Origin of the sequence: Streptomyces panaciradicis (assembly GCF_023516615.1) — a bacterium.
GTDB classification, from domain to species: Bacteria; Actinomycetota; Actinomycetes; order Streptomycetales; family Streptomycetaceae; genus Streptomyces; species Streptomyces panaciradicis.
On the sequence record NZ_JAMGBF010000005.1, the window covers coordinates 20237 to 35245 of the forward strand.

The 15009-nt window shown below is 69.0% G+C and carries 14 protein-coding genes and 4 tRNA genes; 6 read left to right on the forward strand and 12 right to left on the reverse strand.

Annotated elements, in window-relative coordinates:
- Positions 1–336: 336 nt before the first annotated feature.
- The 3 genes from M8J74_RS02405 to M8J74_RS02415 form a co-directional block, all read right to left on the reverse strand.
- Positions 337–1395 carry a LacI family DNA-binding transcriptional regulator gene (locus M8J74_RS02405; protein ID WP_249834804.1) on the reverse strand — a complete coding sequence of 353 codons (1059 nt, stop codon included), beginning with the start codon at positions 1393–1395 and terminating at the stop codon, positions 337–339.
- Positions 1396–1893: 498 nt separating this feature from the next.
- A complete protein-coding gene (locus M8J74_RS02410; protein ID WP_249834805.1) occupies positions 1894–3429 on the reverse strand; it encodes a DUF1254 domain-containing protein in 1536 nt (511 codons plus the stop codon).
- A 233-nt stretch (positions 3430–3662) separates the two neighbouring features.
- Positions 3663–3914 (reverse strand): hypothetical protein, encoded by a 252-nt coding sequence (locus tag M8J74_RS02415; RefSeq protein ID WP_249834806.1) that lies wholly within the window; start codon positions 3912–3914, stop codon positions 3663–3665.
- Positions 3915–4148: 234 nt separating this feature from the next.
- Between M8J74_RS02415 and M8J74_RS02420 the strand changes: the two genes are divergently transcribed.
- Positions 4149–5657, forward strand: coding sequence for an MFS transporter (locus M8J74_RS02420; RefSeq protein ID WP_249834807.1), 1509 nt, complete (start codon positions 4149–4151; stop codon positions 5655–5657).
- 828 nt (positions 5658–6485) lie between these two features.
- On the opposite strand, the gene M8J74_RS02425 is transcribed toward M8J74_RS02420, so the two are convergent.
- Positions 6486–7049 carry an ATP-binding protein gene (locus M8J74_RS02425; RefSeq protein ID WP_249834808.1) on the reverse strand — a complete coding sequence of 188 codons (564 nt, stop codon included), beginning with the start codon at positions 7047–7049 and terminating at the stop codon, positions 6486–6488.
- A gap of 167 nt (positions 7050–7216) precedes the next feature.
- Positions 7217–8353 carry an ArsR/SmtB family transcription factor gene (locus M8J74_RS02430; protein WP_308405994.1) on the reverse strand — a complete coding sequence of 379 codons (1137 nt, stop codon included), beginning with the start codon at positions 8351–8353 and terminating at the stop codon, positions 7217–7219.
- Positions 8354–8498: 145 nt separating this feature from the next.
- Between M8J74_RS02430 and M8J74_RS02435 the strand changes: the two genes are divergently transcribed.
- The 4 genes from M8J74_RS02435 to M8J74_RS02450 are packed head-to-tail and all read left to right on the forward strand — an operon-like array spanning position 8499 to position 12155.
- On the forward strand, positions 8499–9668 hold the full coding sequence (locus M8J74_RS02435; protein WP_249834809.1) for an amidohydrolase: 1170 nt from the start codon (positions 8499–8501) through the stop codon (positions 9666–9668).
- Positions 9665–10468: an amino acid ABC transporter permease gene (locus M8J74_RS02440; RefSeq protein ID WP_249834810.1), complete on the forward strand. Its 804-nt coding sequence runs from the start codon at positions 9665–9667 to the stop codon at positions 10466–10468. The genes M8J74_RS02435 and M8J74_RS02440 overlap by 4 nt, the downstream gene beginning before the upstream one ends.
- A complete protein-coding gene (locus M8J74_RS02445; protein WP_249834811.1) occupies positions 10465–11250 on the forward strand; it encodes an amino acid ABC transporter ATP-binding protein in 786 nt (261 codons plus the stop codon). Before M8J74_RS02440 ends, M8J74_RS02445 begins: the two co-directional genes overlap by 4 nt.
- A 29-nt stretch (positions 11251–11279) precedes the next feature.
- Positions 11280–12155: a substrate-binding periplasmic protein gene (locus M8J74_RS02450; RefSeq protein ID WP_249834812.1), complete on the forward strand. Its 876-nt coding sequence runs from the start codon at positions 11280–11282 to the stop codon at positions 12153–12155.
- Between the two features lie 402 nt (positions 12156–12557).
- On the opposite strand, the gene M8J74_RS02455 is transcribed toward M8J74_RS02450, so the two are convergent.
- The 7 genes from M8J74_RS02455 to M8J74_RS02485 all read right to left on the reverse strand — a co-directional run bounded on the left by M8J74_RS02455 (position 12558) and on the right by M8J74_RS02485 (position 14566).
- Positions 12558–12965, reverse strand: coding sequence for a PIN domain nuclease (locus tag M8J74_RS02455; protein WP_249834813.1), 408 nt, complete (start codon positions 12963–12965; stop codon positions 12558–12560).
- Positions 12962–13195, reverse strand: coding sequence for a type II toxin-antitoxin system VapB family antitoxin (locus tag M8J74_RS02460; RefSeq protein WP_249834814.1), 234 nt, complete (start codon positions 13193–13195; stop codon positions 12962–12964). The genes M8J74_RS02455 and M8J74_RS02460 overlap by 4 nt, the downstream gene beginning before the upstream one ends.
- Positions 13196–13641: 446 nt before the next feature.
- Complete coding sequence (locus tag M8J74_RS02465) at positions 13642–13866, reverse strand: substrate-binding domain-containing protein (RefSeq protein ID WP_249834815.1); 225 nt, start codon at positions 13864–13866, stop codon at positions 13642–13644.
- A 217-nt stretch (positions 13867–14083) separates the two neighbouring features.
- A tRNA-Ile gene (locus M8J74_RS02470) sits at positions 14084–14160 on the reverse strand.
- Positions 14161–14337: 177 nt separating this feature from the next.
- Positions 14338–14410: transfer RNA gene (locus M8J74_RS02475), tRNA-Asn, on the reverse strand.
- 5 nt (positions 14411–14415) lie between these two features.
- Positions 14416–14488: transfer RNA gene (locus M8J74_RS02480), tRNA-Asn, on the reverse strand.
- Positions 14489–14493: 5 nt separating this feature from the next.
- Positions 14494–14566, reverse strand: a tRNA-Asn gene (locus M8J74_RS02485).
- A gap of 134 nt (positions 14567–14700) precedes the next feature.
- On the opposite strand from M8J74_RS02485, the gene M8J74_RS02490 reads away from it, so the two are divergent.
- Complete coding sequence (locus M8J74_RS02490; RefSeq protein WP_058925457.1) at positions 14701–15006, forward strand: hypothetical protein; 306 nt, start codon at positions 14701–14703, stop codon at positions 15004–15006.
- Positions 15007–15009 lie beyond the last annotated feature (3 nt).

Here is a 15009-nt window from a genome sequence, read left to right on the forward strand (position 1 = left end):
CGCGGCCGGCCGCGATCGCCTCGCGGGACTCCGTGAAGGGGGCCTCCCGCGGCGCCTGCCGAGGGCTCCGTGGCAGGGCGACGGACGCCGGGTCCGGCGCGCGGCCGGCGGCGAGGTGCGGGAGGGGTGGTGTGCGACGCCGGCCGACGGGCCGGCGGGGAGCGCGGCTCAGTACTCCGCGGCGCTGCCGTGTCTCGGCCGGTCGTGACGGTGCGACGGCTCGTCGAGAATCTCGGGGGACATGTGTGTACCCTCACTGTGTTCCACGTACTGGCAGGACCGACGACCGGTTGCGACGGTCGCCTGTCACGGTGCGAGAGCTTCGCCGTCCCGGGGTCAGAGTCGGGGCGGCGAAGCGACCGATGCCCGCGCCACCAGCGGGCAAGGCAGTTCTTCCTTGATGTCCGGGCCCGGTGGCCGGCCCGGAGTCCTGGTGAGTGCGAGCAGTTGGGCCACGGCCCGTGCCCCCATCTCGTAGTGCGGGAGCTGAACCGTGCTCAGCTGCGGGTGAACCGACTCGCAGACCAGCTCCTGGTTGTCGAACCCGATGACCGACAGGTCGCCGGGGATGGACAGGCCCAGTTCGGCCGCGGCCCGGTAAGCGCCCGCGGCCATACGGTCGTTGAAGCAGAACAGCGCCGTCGGGCGCTGATCCGCCGTCAGCAGGCGGCGTGCGGCCCGGTATCCGGTGTCCACGTCACCGCCGACGGTGTTGAACGGCACGGCCGTCTCGGCGGCGACGAGCGACGGGTCGTAGTCGATGCCGGCCTCGGCGAGCGCCCTGCGGTAGCCCTCCAGGCGGCCGTTGCGGGCGGGAAGGTCGACGGTCTGCACGGTCACGCCGATCCGGCGGTGGCCGTGGTCGATCAGCTCGCGCACCGCCACGTAGCCGCCCTGGACCTCGTCGGGCACGACGGAGGGGATGGCGGGGTCGGGCGAGCCGGCGTCGAGCAGCACGGTGGGCGTGGCCCGCAGCGCCTCCGGCAGGGTCACGATCCGGTGGTACATGGCCGCGTACAGCACGCCGTCCACCTGCCGCTGGAGCAGCATGTCGATGCTGGTGCGCTCCAGTGCGGCGTCGCCGCTGGTGTTGACCAGCAGCAGCACCAGGCCCTCGGCCGCGGCGGCCTCCTGAGCGCCCAGGATCATCCGGCCCGCGTGCGGGGTGGTGGCGATCTCGTCGCTGACGAAGCCGATGGTCTGCGACCGCTGCGTCCGCAGTCCGCGGGCCAGTCCGTTCGGCGCGTACCCGAGCTCGTCGGCGGCCTTCCAGACGCGCTGACGCGTCTCCTCGCTGATCCGCTTGCCCTCGACCCGGTTCAGGACATGCGACACGGTCGCGGTCGACACACCTGCCGCCGCGGCCACGTCCTTGATCCCGATCCGGCGCGCCATGTCCCCTGCCCAAAGTGGTGGATTCCGGTATGGCTAATCGTTTAGCCAACCGCGTGGACATGAGAGTGCCGCCACCGGCGGCCACTGTCAATGGCTCGTTACGAACTCGTGGCCACGGGGTGTCGGCGCGCCCGGGACCGCGGGCGGACGCACCCCCGCTGCCGCGCCGGGCGGCCCGTGACGAGCCCGCCCGATCACGGGGACTGGCGCCGATGGTGCTGAGCCCGCCCGATCACGGGGACTGGCGGCGATGGTCTTGAGCCCGCCCGATCACGGGGACGGGCGGCGGGTGCCGGCGAGCAGCCATGTCGACGACGACTGGTCGGCCGGCCGCGCCGACGGCGGCGCGGCGGGACGTACACCTACTCCCCTGCCGTGACGGGTGCGGCCGTCGGCGGCTCAGGCCCGCGGAACCGGTCGGGCCGGGCCGGGTCAGGTCCGGCCCGACCCGGCCCCGAGACTTTCGGCAGCCGTCCAGGCCATGTGGCCTGCCGTCCGTCAACCGACGCGGTTGATCGGCGGGCAGTGCCATCGCGCGTCGATGACCTCGGTGCGAGGGAGGTACATGCGCAGTGCGACGTACCAGACGCCCTGCTGCGGCGTGGGCAGCCAGTTGCACTCTCGCTCGGACCCCGGTGAGTCCGGCTGCAGGTACAGGGTCAGGCCCCCGCCGCTGTCCATGACCAGCCCCCGGGTGCGGTCTCCGATGGCGTACCGGTTGATCGGATTCGCGATCAGGTTCCGGTCCTCGTCGTAGGCGGTCAGCGACCAGAACGCGTCGACCGGGGGCAGCGTCCCCGGCTCGAAGCGCAGCTCGTAGCGGCCGGTGGTCAGCGTCTCACCGGCGCCGTCGGTGAAGGCCGCCAGGTAGACCGCTTCCTCGGGATCGTTGATGGCGATGCCCACCAGGGACTGCTCTCCGGCCCGCCTGAGGAAGTCGTCCCCGAAGTGCCCGATCTGCGGGGGAGGGTACCGCCAGCCGTTGATCAGCTCGCCCCACTGGCCGCTGAGCACCTGCTGTTCCAGCATGGGCACGGCGGTGGCGGCGGCCCGGATCAGGCCCTCCTTCACCGGCTCCGGTTGTGCCTCGACATCCAGCCCCGGGCCGATGCCGATCTCCGCGAACTGCCGGAGCAGGACGGCGTGATGGCTCGGCAGCGGGTTCTCGGCCAGCTCCGCGTTGAGTGTCTTCCACGGACCGAGCGGATCCTTGGCCGGGTCGACCGGTACCGGTACGTCGCGGCGTTCCGGGAGCGTGACGCCCTCCTTGCCGAACAGGTGAAGCGGTGTCAGCCGGTACTGCCGCTGCAGCGCGTGGACGGCCGGGAGGTCGTCCTCGTCCTCGACGAGGGTCCGCCCGACCACCAGGACCCATGGGGTGGGGGCGTTCGCCGTGCGGCGCACGCCCTCCGGAAGGTCCCCGCTCCAGCCCGGGCCGATGAGGGCGAAGTCACCGGCCTCCGATCCGGTCGCCCGCATGCCCACGTAGTCGTAGTTGTCGGAGGTGAAGGCGACCAGTTCGAAGGTGAAGTAGCGGTCGCCCATGTCCGGGTGCGAGAGGATGAGGGGCTCCTCGCGCAGGTCCAGCCATGCCCACGAGTACAGCGTGTCGATGTTGGGGGACACACCCTGGCGATCCGAGACGTCCCAGAGCCTGCTCGCATGCCAGAAGTGGTTCACGGGCATGTACGGCGTCGTTTCCGTCTCGGGCTTCTGGGTCACCCAACGGTGGCGGAGCTCGGCGTTGTAGATGTACGGGAAGCCGTAGACGAAGGCCTGCTCCCCCAGCGTGTACGCGTACTCGCGGCGCCAGTCGTCCACCCGGCCGGTCAGCGCCGGTTTCACCGAATGCCATGCCAACGGCAGGGCCCGCGTCACCTTCCTGGCGCGGTCGATGGTGTCGCCCGGGTGACGTACGGCCGCCGCAGTGGCCTTGCCGGTGGCGGCCGCCGCGTGGCCGATGCCGACTGCCGCCGCGGCGAGGTCGTGGCGCAGACCTCGCCCGGGATCATTGCTGTTGCCTGAGGATGCCATCGCACCGCGTTCCTCTCCTGAGGCCGAACAGCACGGTGTGCCGCCACCATGTGAACTCGGGTACGCGAACCGGGGAAGCCGGCGAGCGTCGACGACGCATCCCGGCCTCTCCCGGTGCGCCACGTGGGGCGTGCTACGCCATGCTTCGTGGGATTACCGGGCCGGGTGCTCCAACACGCACCTACTCTTCGAGTAGATCACCGGGTCCGTGTCCCGGCAACCGGGCTCGCAGGTCACGACGGTCTCCATACGTCGCTCAGCGCGTTCACGGCGTCGGTCACCGCCGGATGGAGGCGCTCCGTGCCGGGGTCGTGCCGGGCCGGCGAGCGTACGGGGCCGACCCGCACCCGGGCCAGATGCGACTCGAGTCCCGGATGGTCGAGGTCGGCGGCGAGTTCCGCCAGGATGTCCGGGACGGGCAGGCCGAGCCGGCAGCTCGCCGTCAGGTCCGCGCCCACCGCGACCTTCTCACGGTCGGCCCTCACCTCGTCGCCCTGGATGCGGGCGAAGCGGCCGGCATTGCCCTCGCCCTCGCCTCCGCCGAAGCCGAGGGCACACTCCTGGTCGCGTACGACTGATCCTCCTGGTCCGAACAGGTGCCGAGCCCTGTGCGTCGTACCGGGGAGGACCGGCCGGCAACCGTGGCCCGGTTACGGTCGGCGAGCGGTCGCCGACGAAACATGGGAGGGCTTGCTGTGTCGAGTGCGGAGCCGCGATCGATGGTCGCGATCCTCCCGATCATCTCGGGACTCGCCCTCGCCTTCACGATCACGGCCGTCGACCCGCTGGTCCTCAGTCTGAACATGCCGCAGGTCAGCCGGGCGCTCCACGTACCGCCCGATGTCGTCGGGTTCCTGGGCGGCGCGGCGACGCTGGTCGTGGCCGCTGCCGTGCTCGCCGTGGGAAGTCTCGGGGACGCTTTCGGGCTCAGACGGCTGCTGATGGTGGGGCTGGTCGGCGACATCGTCGTCAACCTGCTCTCCGCGATCTCCCCCGGCTACACGTTCCTGCTGGTGACGCGACTCCTCGACGGCCTGGCGCTGGCAGCGATCCTGGGCGTGTCGATGGCCCTGCTCAAGGTGTCGGTGCCACCGGAGAGACGGCCGGCGGCCATCGGCATCTTCATGGCCATCGACATGGTGATGTGCGGGGTGACCCCTGCGATCGGGGGCTGGGTGGTGGAGGCCGTCGGCTGGCGGTGGCTGTTCCTGCTGGCCCCGTTACTGTCGTTGATCGCGCTCGGGCTGACGGCCCGCTACGTCACCGAGCCCCCCGTCCGGAAGCGCCGCGGAGTCGACGCGGTCGGCGTCAGCCTGGTCGGCGTGGCCCTGATGACCCTCGTCCACGGCGTCGCCGAGGCGGAGAACGGGATCTCCCACCCCCAGGCCTGGGTGCCGCTGGTGATCAGTGCCGTCGCCCTGCTGCTGTTCGTGCTCCATGAACGCCGTACACCGGAACCGGTTCTGGACCTGTCGCTGTTCCGCAGGGGTCCGTTCGCCGTGGCCGCACTGGCCAGCCTGACGATCAACTTCCTCGTCGCGGGGTTCAGCTTCGCCCTCGGGCAGTTCGGCAGTGTGATCCTCGCGCTGCCCCCGCAGACGATCGGCCTGCTGTTCCTGCCCGGCACACTCGCGATCGCGGTCGCCGTCATCCTCGCCGGGCGCCTGGTCGGGAAGTACACCCCACGGCCGGTCCTCGTCACGGGCCTGCTGGTGATGGTCGCGGGCGGGCTGCTGATGGCGGCCACCGCCACGCCCACGATGGCTCTGTGGATCGTCGTACTGGCCACCTGGCTCACCAACCTCGGCTCGCTGGTGACCTCCTCCGCGGTGGCCGAGACCATCCTCTCGCACGCCCCGCCCGGAAAGTCCGGCGCCGTCGCCTCCGTCCAGCCGGCGTTCGGAATGACCGGCTACGCGCTCGGCCCCGCCGTCTACCTCCTGCTCCTCAACGTCTTCTTCCAGCGGCAGTGGCTCGACGACGCCGACGCACGCGGCATGTCGGTGTCCGAGGCCGATCAGGCCGTGGACGCGACGCGAAGCGCGATGGCGCACAGTCCGGGCACCGCCGGATACGACCCGAACCTGCTCCGGCAGTCCGGACTGGACCTCGGGCTGGACTTCACCAACGGCCTGCGGCTCACCATGCTGGTCGTGAGCCTCCTGCCGCTCGCCCTGGCTGCGGCGGCGTACCTGCTCATGCCCCGCCGAACCGCGACCGCACCGTAGAAACCCCTCCGTGCCGCCGGACTGACGCATCACCAGCTATCGCACACGACGCCGCCGCGCACGAAGCTCCCGTGCACGTGGGCGTCGTTGCCGGGCACTCCATGCCGGGCGTCACGCGCATCACAAAGCGCCACACGATGGACAACCGTTGGCCCTTGGCTCGACCCCTGAGGCCGGTCAGACATCGACAAGACCCCACCCAACCAACGGAGCCGCACACCAGGCACGGCAAAACCGCTCGCCAGAAGGTTTCTCCTCGCGTAGCGCCTGGTGGGGCGGGGTGGGACTCGAACCCACGGCCGACGGATTATGAGTCCTTTGAGGATCTTGGCGACCCTTGTCGATCAGCGCTCATCTTGTGGTGGCTCAGTCCGTCTCGGCCGTTGTCAGTCTTTTCCGATCCTTGTGTCCAACCTGCGTCCGGAACGTGGCTGCGACGTCGGCGAGCGCCCCACCGATGCCACATCCACCTCAACCATGGCTGCGGCGATGACGACGGTCGGGCATGTTCTACGTGCTGTCCGCGCCGTCGGCGATGGTGGATACATCGGTGTGGTCAAACTGTCTCACGGCCCAACCCTCGGTACGGGCCCGCCGCCGCCAGGTCTCTAAGCTGGGAGTCGCTCCAGGATGCAGGCAGAGGGCCGTGACGTGTGAGTCCACGGGCGTGTCTGCCGCGGTCGCCGTCATGGGCGCCCGGCGCCGAGCACGGCGTCCAGGCTGACCGGCCGCTCAGAGCGGGTGGGGCGGCCTGCCGCCGATCCACTCGGCATCCCCGTCGGAGGCAACCGTCTCGTCGCGGAGGCGCTGTCCCCCGCCGAAGGCAGCTCACCGCGCGCAGCCGGGGGAGCTAAACTTCTTCGTCCGCGCACTCAATCTCTCGTGCAGAGCGATGGAGGCATGATTCTTCTCCTCGCGCTCAGCCTGTGCTCCCGCCGAGGCCCTGTCGTGACCGGCCTGCGGGAGAGTGCCGGAGGAGGCGGCCACGACGATCCCGACCGTCTTCCCGCCATCGAGTGCTCGCTCGACGAACAGCACCCCGTCCAGTTCCTGGACCAACGCCTGCGCAATCGACAAACCACGGCCGTGAAGTGATCCGACGTCACTCTGCACGGGTACCGGGCTCCCCGGGTGGCCGTCGTGTACTCCCAGGCGCATGCGGAAGTCGTCGAGCATCTCTATCGTCACGACTGCTTCCGCGGTGGCCGCGGAAGCGTGGAGCACGACGTTCGTCAACAGCTCCGAGACGATCAACCGCACTGTCTGGACGGCATGTTCGTCCACTGTTCCCCATGCGCGGAGCGTGTCGCAGACGGCTCCGCGCACACGAGGAACTCCGCGGGCGTCTGCGGGAACGGTGATGGACCAGGTGCGGCCGCACTGAGCGTTCATGGCGAGAACTCCTCTGCTCGCCCGAGGCACGAAGGCTCTCGGATGCGCCAACGCTAGAAGTTCCGTGAGCACCGGCGACGACGCTTGCCGCGGCGCGGACAAGTATCGGCGGCTCCTGCGCAGGCGGCTGCCACGCACTGCACCCGCGTTGGCGCGACGGGTCGAACTCAGTGGAACAGGACGGTCAGGAGATCGTCGCCGAGGCGGCGTACCCGTTCGAGGTCGAGCTGGTAGTAGGCGCGACGGCCGTCACGCACGACCGTGACGAGGCCGGCCTCACGCAGCCGGGCGAGGTGGCGGGAGACCTGCGGAAGGGACATACCTCCGCGGTCGGCCAGTTCGGACGGGGTGAGCGGTTCTCTCGCGATGGCACGGACGATGCGCTGCCGACCTGCGTCGCACAGCACTTCGAGGCGGCGGTTGACGACGGTGTGGGCAGGCTGGTCGCTGCCCTCCGCAAGCAGGGGGTACTGGACGACCGCGGCGAAGCCGGGCTCGTGCTTCACCAGCAGGTGCGGTCGCCCGAAGACCGACGGCACTATGAGCACCGGGGTGGTGGCCACGTTCACGATCCCGTGGTGGAACTTGTCGAAGACGACACGGGGCGGCTCGTCGCGGTAGGACGCCGAGGGGTCCAGACCGGCGAGGGTTCGGCCCGGACCCTCTCGCTGGATCCTCTTGCACAGTCCCGGCAGCTGTTCGGTGATCACCCGCTCGGCACGGGCCAAGTCCGTCTCCAGGGCCCGGGCGGCGCAGATGAGCAGATCAAGCAGGTCCGTCCGCAGACTGCCGGGGTCGCCCAGAAGTCTGTCGGCGAGCTCGGCTCGTGCGGTGGAGCGGCGCTCCGCCGACGCCAGCAGTCCTGCGCGCTGCCCGGCGTCTCCGAGAATCCGGTTCAGCGGTGGTCCGGAGTTGCCGCCTCTGATCGCGTACCCGGTCAGCTCCGCGAAGAGCGGGAGAGGCAGCCGCTCGATGTCCGCGATCTCCTCGGCGAGCGTGCGGTCTCCCACCGGACTCAGCGGAAGCAGGTACCGGGCCCGGTACGAGGCCCACAAGGGTGCCCATTCCCGAATGTGGCGCCGCGTCTCGGGGCCGAGAGTGGAGACGCTTGTTCCGGTGCCGACCGAGGTGACGCCACGGTCCGGCTCGGCTTCCAGATCACGTGCCCAGCGAAGAGCCCACTGGTGGTGCTCGGTCTCGGTGTAGGCATGGAGTGCTGCCGTCAGCTCCGCGAGGGGAGATGCGCCCGCCACGACGTGAGTCGGACCGACGCCGGCAAGTGAGAGTACGACGCTCACGCTCACCTCCGGTCCACGGCCTGACGCTTATCGCGCCCCCGGTAAGCATTCTAGGGACTGCTCCCCGCACCGCCTACGGTTCCGGCAACCCAGACAGGACCAGCCCGGAGTTGCCATGACCCTTCGTGTCCCCGCCGACCTGTGTGCCGCCGTGCGCGAGCGCCGGGCGGCACTGGACCAGCTCAGCCTCGATCTGCACGGAACACCGGAGACCCGGTTCGAGGAGCACTACGCCGTCGAGCAGCTCGCCGCACGATTGGCGGTAGCGGGTTTCGCGGTGGACAAGGACGTGGCGGGCCTGCCGACGGCGTTCACCGCAACGCACCGGGGCTCCGCGGACGGCCCGACGATCGCGGTGTTGCTGGAGTACGACGCCCTGCCGGACATAGGCCACGGCTGCGGGCACAACCTCATCGCGGCCGGCGGTCTGACCGCCGCCCTCGCCGCGGCTTCCGTGCGTCCCGGCCATCGAGGCACGCTCAAGGTGATCGGCACCCCGGGAGAGGAGGGCGGCGGCGGCAAGATCCTGATGCTGGAACGCGGCGTGTTCGAAGGAGTCGACGCCGCGGTGATGTTCCATCCCGCGGACCGCAGCCTGCGTGCCCGGCACGCTCTCGCCGCAAGCCATCTGCGGGTCGTCTTCCGGGGAGTCTCCGCGCACGCGGCCAAAGCGCCCTGGGACGGCCGTTCGGCAGCCGCAGGGACCCAACTCTTTCTCACGGCGGTCGACTCGCTGCGGCAGTTCATCCCCCCGACCGCCCGGGTGCACGGCGTCGTCGTGCGGGGCGGCGGCGCCCCAAACGTGGTACCCGACCACGCCGAGGTGGACATCTTCGTCCGCGAGGCGACATCCGCGGCTCTGGATGCCCTGCTGCCCCGCGTGCTCGCCGCCGCCGACGGAGCGGCGCTGGCCACCGGCACGACCGTCGACTACGCGGAGACCGCGCCCCGGTACACAGAACGCAACAACAACATGGTGATGGCCGACCGGCTCGCCGCCTACACCACCGGCCTCGGGCTGGAACTGGAGCCGCCGTCGCCGCAGAATCCGGCCGGTTCTTCAGATATCGGTAATGTATCGGCCAAGATACCGGTAATTCATCCATATGTTCAGATATGCCCGCGTGATACTCCCGGCCACTCCGTCCGGATGCGCGAAGCCGCCCGCAGCCCGTACGCACATGATGCGGTCGAGACCATCACGACCGCCCTGGCCGCGCTGGTTCTGGACCTCCTCGATGAGCCGGAGCTGCTTGACGAGGTCCGGGCCGAATTCCGGGCCTCCCTGCCTGTCCCCACCCGTGGTCAGGAATCGCCATGAATGCCTCATCCCCGGTGTCCCTCGCGTCGAACGCCCTGGTCAACACGTTCTTCAACTGGGACCTGATCGCTCAGACCTTTCCCCGGCTGATCACCGAGGGCCTTCTCAACACCCTGATCATCGCCGCCGGTGCCATCATCGTGGGCGTCGTCATCGCACTGCTCGCCGCCATGCTGCTGCTGTCGAACCGATGGTGGATGCGCCTGCCGGCACGGATCTACGTCGATGTCTTCCGCGGCCTGCCCGTGATCATCACGGTGATGCTGGTGGGGGTGGGCCTGCCCGCCGCGGGCATCCGTCTCTTCGGTACCGATCCGTTCGGGTACGCGATCCTGGCGATCGGGATCATCTCCGGTGCCTACACCGCCGAGATCTTCCGTTCCGGGATACAGAGCGTCGATCCCGGTCAGCTGCAGGCGGCCCGCAGTCTCGGCATGAGCTATTTGCGAGCCATGCGCCTGGTCGTGGTTCCCCAGGGCATCCGGCGCGTGCTGCCCGCCCTGGCCGGCCAGTTCGTCAAGGACATCAAGGAAAGTTCGCTGGTCTACCTTCTCGGCCTGGCCGTGGGACAGCGCGAGCTGTACTTCATCGCCCAGGAGGAGGTCGCGCGGACGTACAACTCCTCACCACTGATCGCGGCCGGCATCTGCTACCTCGCCCTCACCATCCCCCTGACCTACTTCGTCAACCACCTCGACGGGCGGCTGCGCGAAGGGCCACGCCCCGAGAGCACTCCGGCTCCAGCCGACCCCGACCTGCCCGACACCCCGGTTGCAGCATCGGGAGGAGAGAGCCGATGATCCCCACCACCGGAGAAGAACCGATGTCCAGCGCAGCCAAGGCGCCCCCCGCCTCCGCGGCCTTGCGCGTCACCGCTCTGAGCAAGAGCTACGGCTCCACGACCGTCCTGCGTGACATCAGTCTGGACATCCAACGGGGAGAAACGCTCTGTCTCATCGGCCCGTCCGGATCCGGCAAGTCCACGCTGCTGAAGTGTCTCAACCTGCTGGAACGGCCCGACACGGGCGACATCTGGCTCGGTGAGACCTGCCTGACCGCCCCCGGCACCGACGTGGACGCGGTCCGCGCCCGCATCGGCATGGTCTTCCAGCACTTCAACCTCTTCCCGCACATGAGCGTCGAGCGCAACATCACGGTTGCACTGACCTCGGTCAAGGGCTTCACCCGCGAACGGGCCAGGTCGGTTGCGCGACGTCGTCTGGACGAGGTGGGCCTCGCGGCGTTCGCCGACCAGAGGCCCGGCCGCCTGTCGGGCGGGCAGCAACAGCGCGTGGCCATCGCCCGTGCTCTCGCCATGGAACCCGAGGTCATGCTCTTCGACGAGGCGACCTCGGCGCTCGACCCCGAACTCGTCAAGGACGTGCTCGCCGTGATGCGTGACCTCGCTCAGGGCGGCATGACCATGGCCGTCGTCACCCACGAAATGGGCTTCGCCCGGGAGGCCGCCGACCGCGTCGCCTTCATGTGCGACAGCCGCCTCGCCGAGATCGACACCCCTGACCGGATCTTCGAAGGCGCCCAGCACCCCCGGCTGCGCCAGTTCCTCAACCAGGTCCTGTGAACGCCCCTCCTCAGCAGAAAGCCCAGCCCATGCACCCCTGTTCCCGCAGATCCCTGCTCGCCGGCACCGCGGCCACCGTGCTGCTGCTCACCCTCACCGCCTGCGGCGGCGACAGCGAGGCGGCAGGCTCCTCGGCCGGCAGGTACAGGCTCGTCCAGTCCGGCGTGATCACAGCCGGCACGCAGGCCGAGCAGCCGCCCTTCGCCGTCACCGACGCCTCAGGCAAGCCGAGCGGGTTCGCCGTGGACCTGATGAACGAGGCCGCCGAGCGTCTCGGCGTCAAGGTCCAGTACAAGACAACGAACCTGCAGGGCATCCTCGCAGGCCTGTCCGCCGGCCAGTACGACATCGGCGTCGCGGGGGTCGGCGCCACCCCCGAGCGCAAGAAGCAGGTCGCCTTCACCACCCCGTACTACTGGGGCTTCACCGATGTCCTCACCCTCAAGGGTGGCAAGCAGACCAGGCTCTCCGACTTCGACGGCAAGCGGATCGGTGCCGTCAGTGGGTCCGTGCAGGAAACGTTCGTCACTCGCGAGATGCCCCGCGCCGAGCTGGTCAAGTTCAAAGACCAGACAGCACTGATCACCCAGCTCCTCTCCGGTGGTGTCGAAGGAGTGGTCCTGGGCGGCGCCGACGCCGACGAATACGCCCAGAAGCAGCCGGTGCGCATCGCGGTGGAACTCGACAGCCTGCAGGGCAGCGCCTTCCCCCTGCGCAAGGACGGCGACCCGAAGCTGCTGAAGGACATAGACGCCGCGATCGACGCGATGATCGAGGACGGCACCTACGTCCGGCTCTACAAGAAGTACTTCCACGATCCCATTGCCAAGGACATGCTCAGAGAGCGTCCAAAGCTGGTCTGGCAGATCAACAAGCACCCAGACCTGTCCCCGCCCGGAAACTGACGTCACAGCCGACGGATCCAGCCTCCCGTCCTCCCCTCGGGAGGATGCCACCGGGCCGGGTCACGGAATTCGTTCCGTGACCCGGCGACCGGCATATCCACCGGCGCCGTGGGCAGTCACCACCGGCTTCAGCAGCTTGAGGGAACCGCCCACTGTGGGACGGCATCGGATCCATCACCTGGGCGGGTCTGACCAACTGGACTCCGTTCTCCAGGCGGCCCCGAGACCGTCTCAACTTCGGGCGGGCCGCGGACGGGACCGGGTTCAGTGGTCGCCTCAGCGTGGTGCACTGGGTGTCGGCTCTGCAGCTCGTTCAGGCCGAATACGTATGCTGGGGCAGTGACCTGGGGTGTCGGTCATCGAGAGGTCTACACACCGACAGCGTGAACTGGCTCCAGAAGATCAGGCTCGTACGTCTCGCTGCTGGACTTCCTTGAGGACTCCGGCCACCGCCGCGAAGTCATTGTCCACGTGGAGGACGGTGTGCCCATGGTGCACAGCTGTCGCACACACCAACAGGTCGATCGCTCCAGCCGCGCGGTGCTGGCCCCGTTGGGTCAGTTTGTACTGCGCGGTGTCGACCCAACGCCAGGCGTTCTTCGGAACCGGAGAGAGCAAGCAGAGCGCGTCCAGTTCCTCTGCGAGATCATCCCGATGGGACGGACTGGTTGCCGAGTAGAGAAATTCGGCCCGTGTCGGCTCGCAGAGGTGGAAAACCCCGGCAGCAATGTGCCCCTCCCAGGCACGCAACGCACCTGGGGTGCGAAACAGATGCCACAGAGCCGAGGTGTCCACCAGATACGTGATCACTCGAAGGCCTCGCGTCGCGCACGCTTCTCCGCGTCATGCGCCGCCGCAGCCTGCTCGAACTCGCCGCGCGCGCCTCGCTCGGCCAGCTTCTCCGCAGCCTCAAGCCGCTTGATCCGCGCAACGTAGTCCCGCAGGGCCGCGTTGACGGTCTCCTTCTTCGTCGTGACACCCATGAGCCGCATGGCCTCGGCCAGCGCCTCGTCGTCGAGATCAATCTGCGTGACGGACATCGGGCACCTCCATCATCCACGATGTATGCATCCAGGATACATCACCAACATTGACGCGGGCGTGCGCACGCACCCACTGGTACTCGCGACCGCCACTGTGCTCGCCGCGCGACCGGCCACGCGCATCAGGACTCCCTTGACAAGCGCGCGAAGGCCGACGGCTCAGTCCGCGTGCGTGCCGGGGTGCGGTACATGAACGCCAGCGTCTCCTCAGTCGGCACATCACATCTCCCGGGATCGACCGGGTCCGCTCGGCGCAACGGTTCGAGAGGACCGGCGCACCGGACTGACCCACCCGACATCGGGTGCGAGCCGCACAGCAAGTGGGCGCCCCCGTGCACCACCGAGCCGCCAGTCGGGACTCCCCGGCAGCGGCGAGGGGCGGAACCGGCACAGGTGATGCGGACCACGCCGTCAGCGGCGCTCAGGAGACTTCCGGGCGCGTTTCAGGTTTCTCGGGCGAGGGGCAGCGCGTCGGCTTCGTCGGTGCCCCGGGGGACGAGAGTGCTGGGGACGGTGACGGTACGCGGCGGTCGCTCGGGCTCGGCGATGCGATCGATGGCCAGCCGTGCCGCCTGGCGGCCGACTTCCTGGGGATCCTGGTTTCCCTGGCTCCTTGACCACCCGCGAGACCCACTCCGCGCGGAGCTGCAACCCCAGGCAGCCGCCACCTGAAACGCCCTATGCCGTATGCGGACGACTCTTCGGGGAGCCCTCCGCAGTGCTCCCCCCCGATGCCTCCGGCCTCAGGACGGCCTCAATCAATCCTCCGGCCACGGCGGAGCCGGGCCCCGGCCCCAAACCCACGAGCAGCGGATTCAGTCCGTTCAGGCAAAGTTGACGATCCGACAGACAAAATGAACGTTTCCGCAGTTCACAGCCATGCACTGGTGGGGCGGGTGGGACTCGAACCCACGGCCGACGGATTATGAGTCCGCTGCTCTAACCGGCTGAGCTACCGCCCCATAGCGGCGTGTCGCGTACATGTGTGCGCGCCGTCTGCCGCAGCATAGCCGCTCATACGATCTCCTGCTTCGCAGGGGCGACTTCGCATGCCCTTCAAGACTCCGCCCTGACCTGCACGGTTCCCCCGCGCGCGGCCGGACATGAAAAAGGACCCCGCGGGGTCCTCGTTCAGCATGCTCCCCCGACTGGACTCGAACCAGTAACCTGCCGGTTAACAGCCGGCTGCTCTGCCAATTGAGCTACGGAGGACCGAGCTCCCCCGACTGGACTCGAACCAGTAACCTGCCGGTTAACAGCCGGCTGCTCTGCCAATTGAGCTACGGAGGACCGAGCTCCCCCGACTGGACTCGAACCAGTAACCTGCCGGTTAACAGCCGGCTGCTCTGCCAATTGAGCTACGGAGGAATGCATCGTTGCATCGAACGCACCTACCTGGGTATTCGCCAGGGGGCGGGCGCTCGCTGCGACACATACATTAGCGCAAGCAGGGGGGTGCTCCGCCAATCGGTATCCCCCATGGACGGAAGGGTGGCTCCCCCATGCGCTACAAGCTCACGTTCGTCGTCGGCCTGGCACTGGGTTACGTGCTGGGCACGCGCGCCGGACGCGAACGCTACGAGCAGCTGAAGAAGTCCGCGCGCCAGGTCGCCCAGAACCCGGCGGTCCGCAACACCGCCGAGACGGCCGCCCAGCAGGGCCGCCAGTTCGCGGGCAAGGCGTACCACGTGGTCAGTGACAAGGTCGGGGACCGAGTGCCGGACTCGGTGACGGACCGGGTGCGCTCGCTCAAGGGCCGGCACGCCAACGGCACGGGCGAGGACGACTGGGGCACCAGCAACACCTAGGCG

Coding starts and splice junctions, on each gene's coding strand:
- M8J74_RS02405 (WP_249834804.1), bottom strand. CDS start 1,395: ATGGCGCGCCGGATCGGGATCAAGGACGTGGCCGCGGCGGCAGGTGTG.
- M8J74_RS02410 (WP_249834805.1), bottom strand. CDS start 3,429: ATGGCATCCTCAGGCAACAGCAATGATCCCGGGCGAGGTCTGCGCCAC.
- M8J74_RS02420 (WP_249834807.1), top strand. CDS start 4,149: ATGGTCGCGATCCTCCCGATCATCTCGGGACTCGCCCTCGCCTTCACG.
- M8J74_RS02425 (WP_249834808.1), bottom strand. CDS start 7,049: ATGAACGCTCAGTGCGGCCGCACCTGGTCCATCACCGTTCCCGCAGAC.
- M8J74_RS02440 (WP_249834810.1), top strand. CDS start 9,665: ATGAATGCCTCATCCCCGGTGTCCCTCGCGTCGAACGCCCTGGTCAAC.
- M8J74_RS02445 (WP_249834811.1), top strand. CDS start 10,465: ATGATCCCCACCACCGGAGAAGAACCGATGTCCAGCGCAGCCAAGGCG.
- M8J74_RS02450 (WP_249834812.1), top strand. CDS start 11,280: ATGCACCCCTGTTCCCGCAGATCCCTGCTCGCCGGCACCGCGGCCACC.
- M8J74_RS02460 (WP_249834814.1), bottom strand. CDS start 13,195: ATGTCCGTCACGCAGATTGATCTCGACGACGAGGCGCTGGCCGAGGCC.
- M8J74_RS02490 (WP_058925457.1), top strand. CDS start 14,701: ATGCGCTACAAGCTCACGTTCGTCGTCGGCCTGGCACTGGGTTACGTG.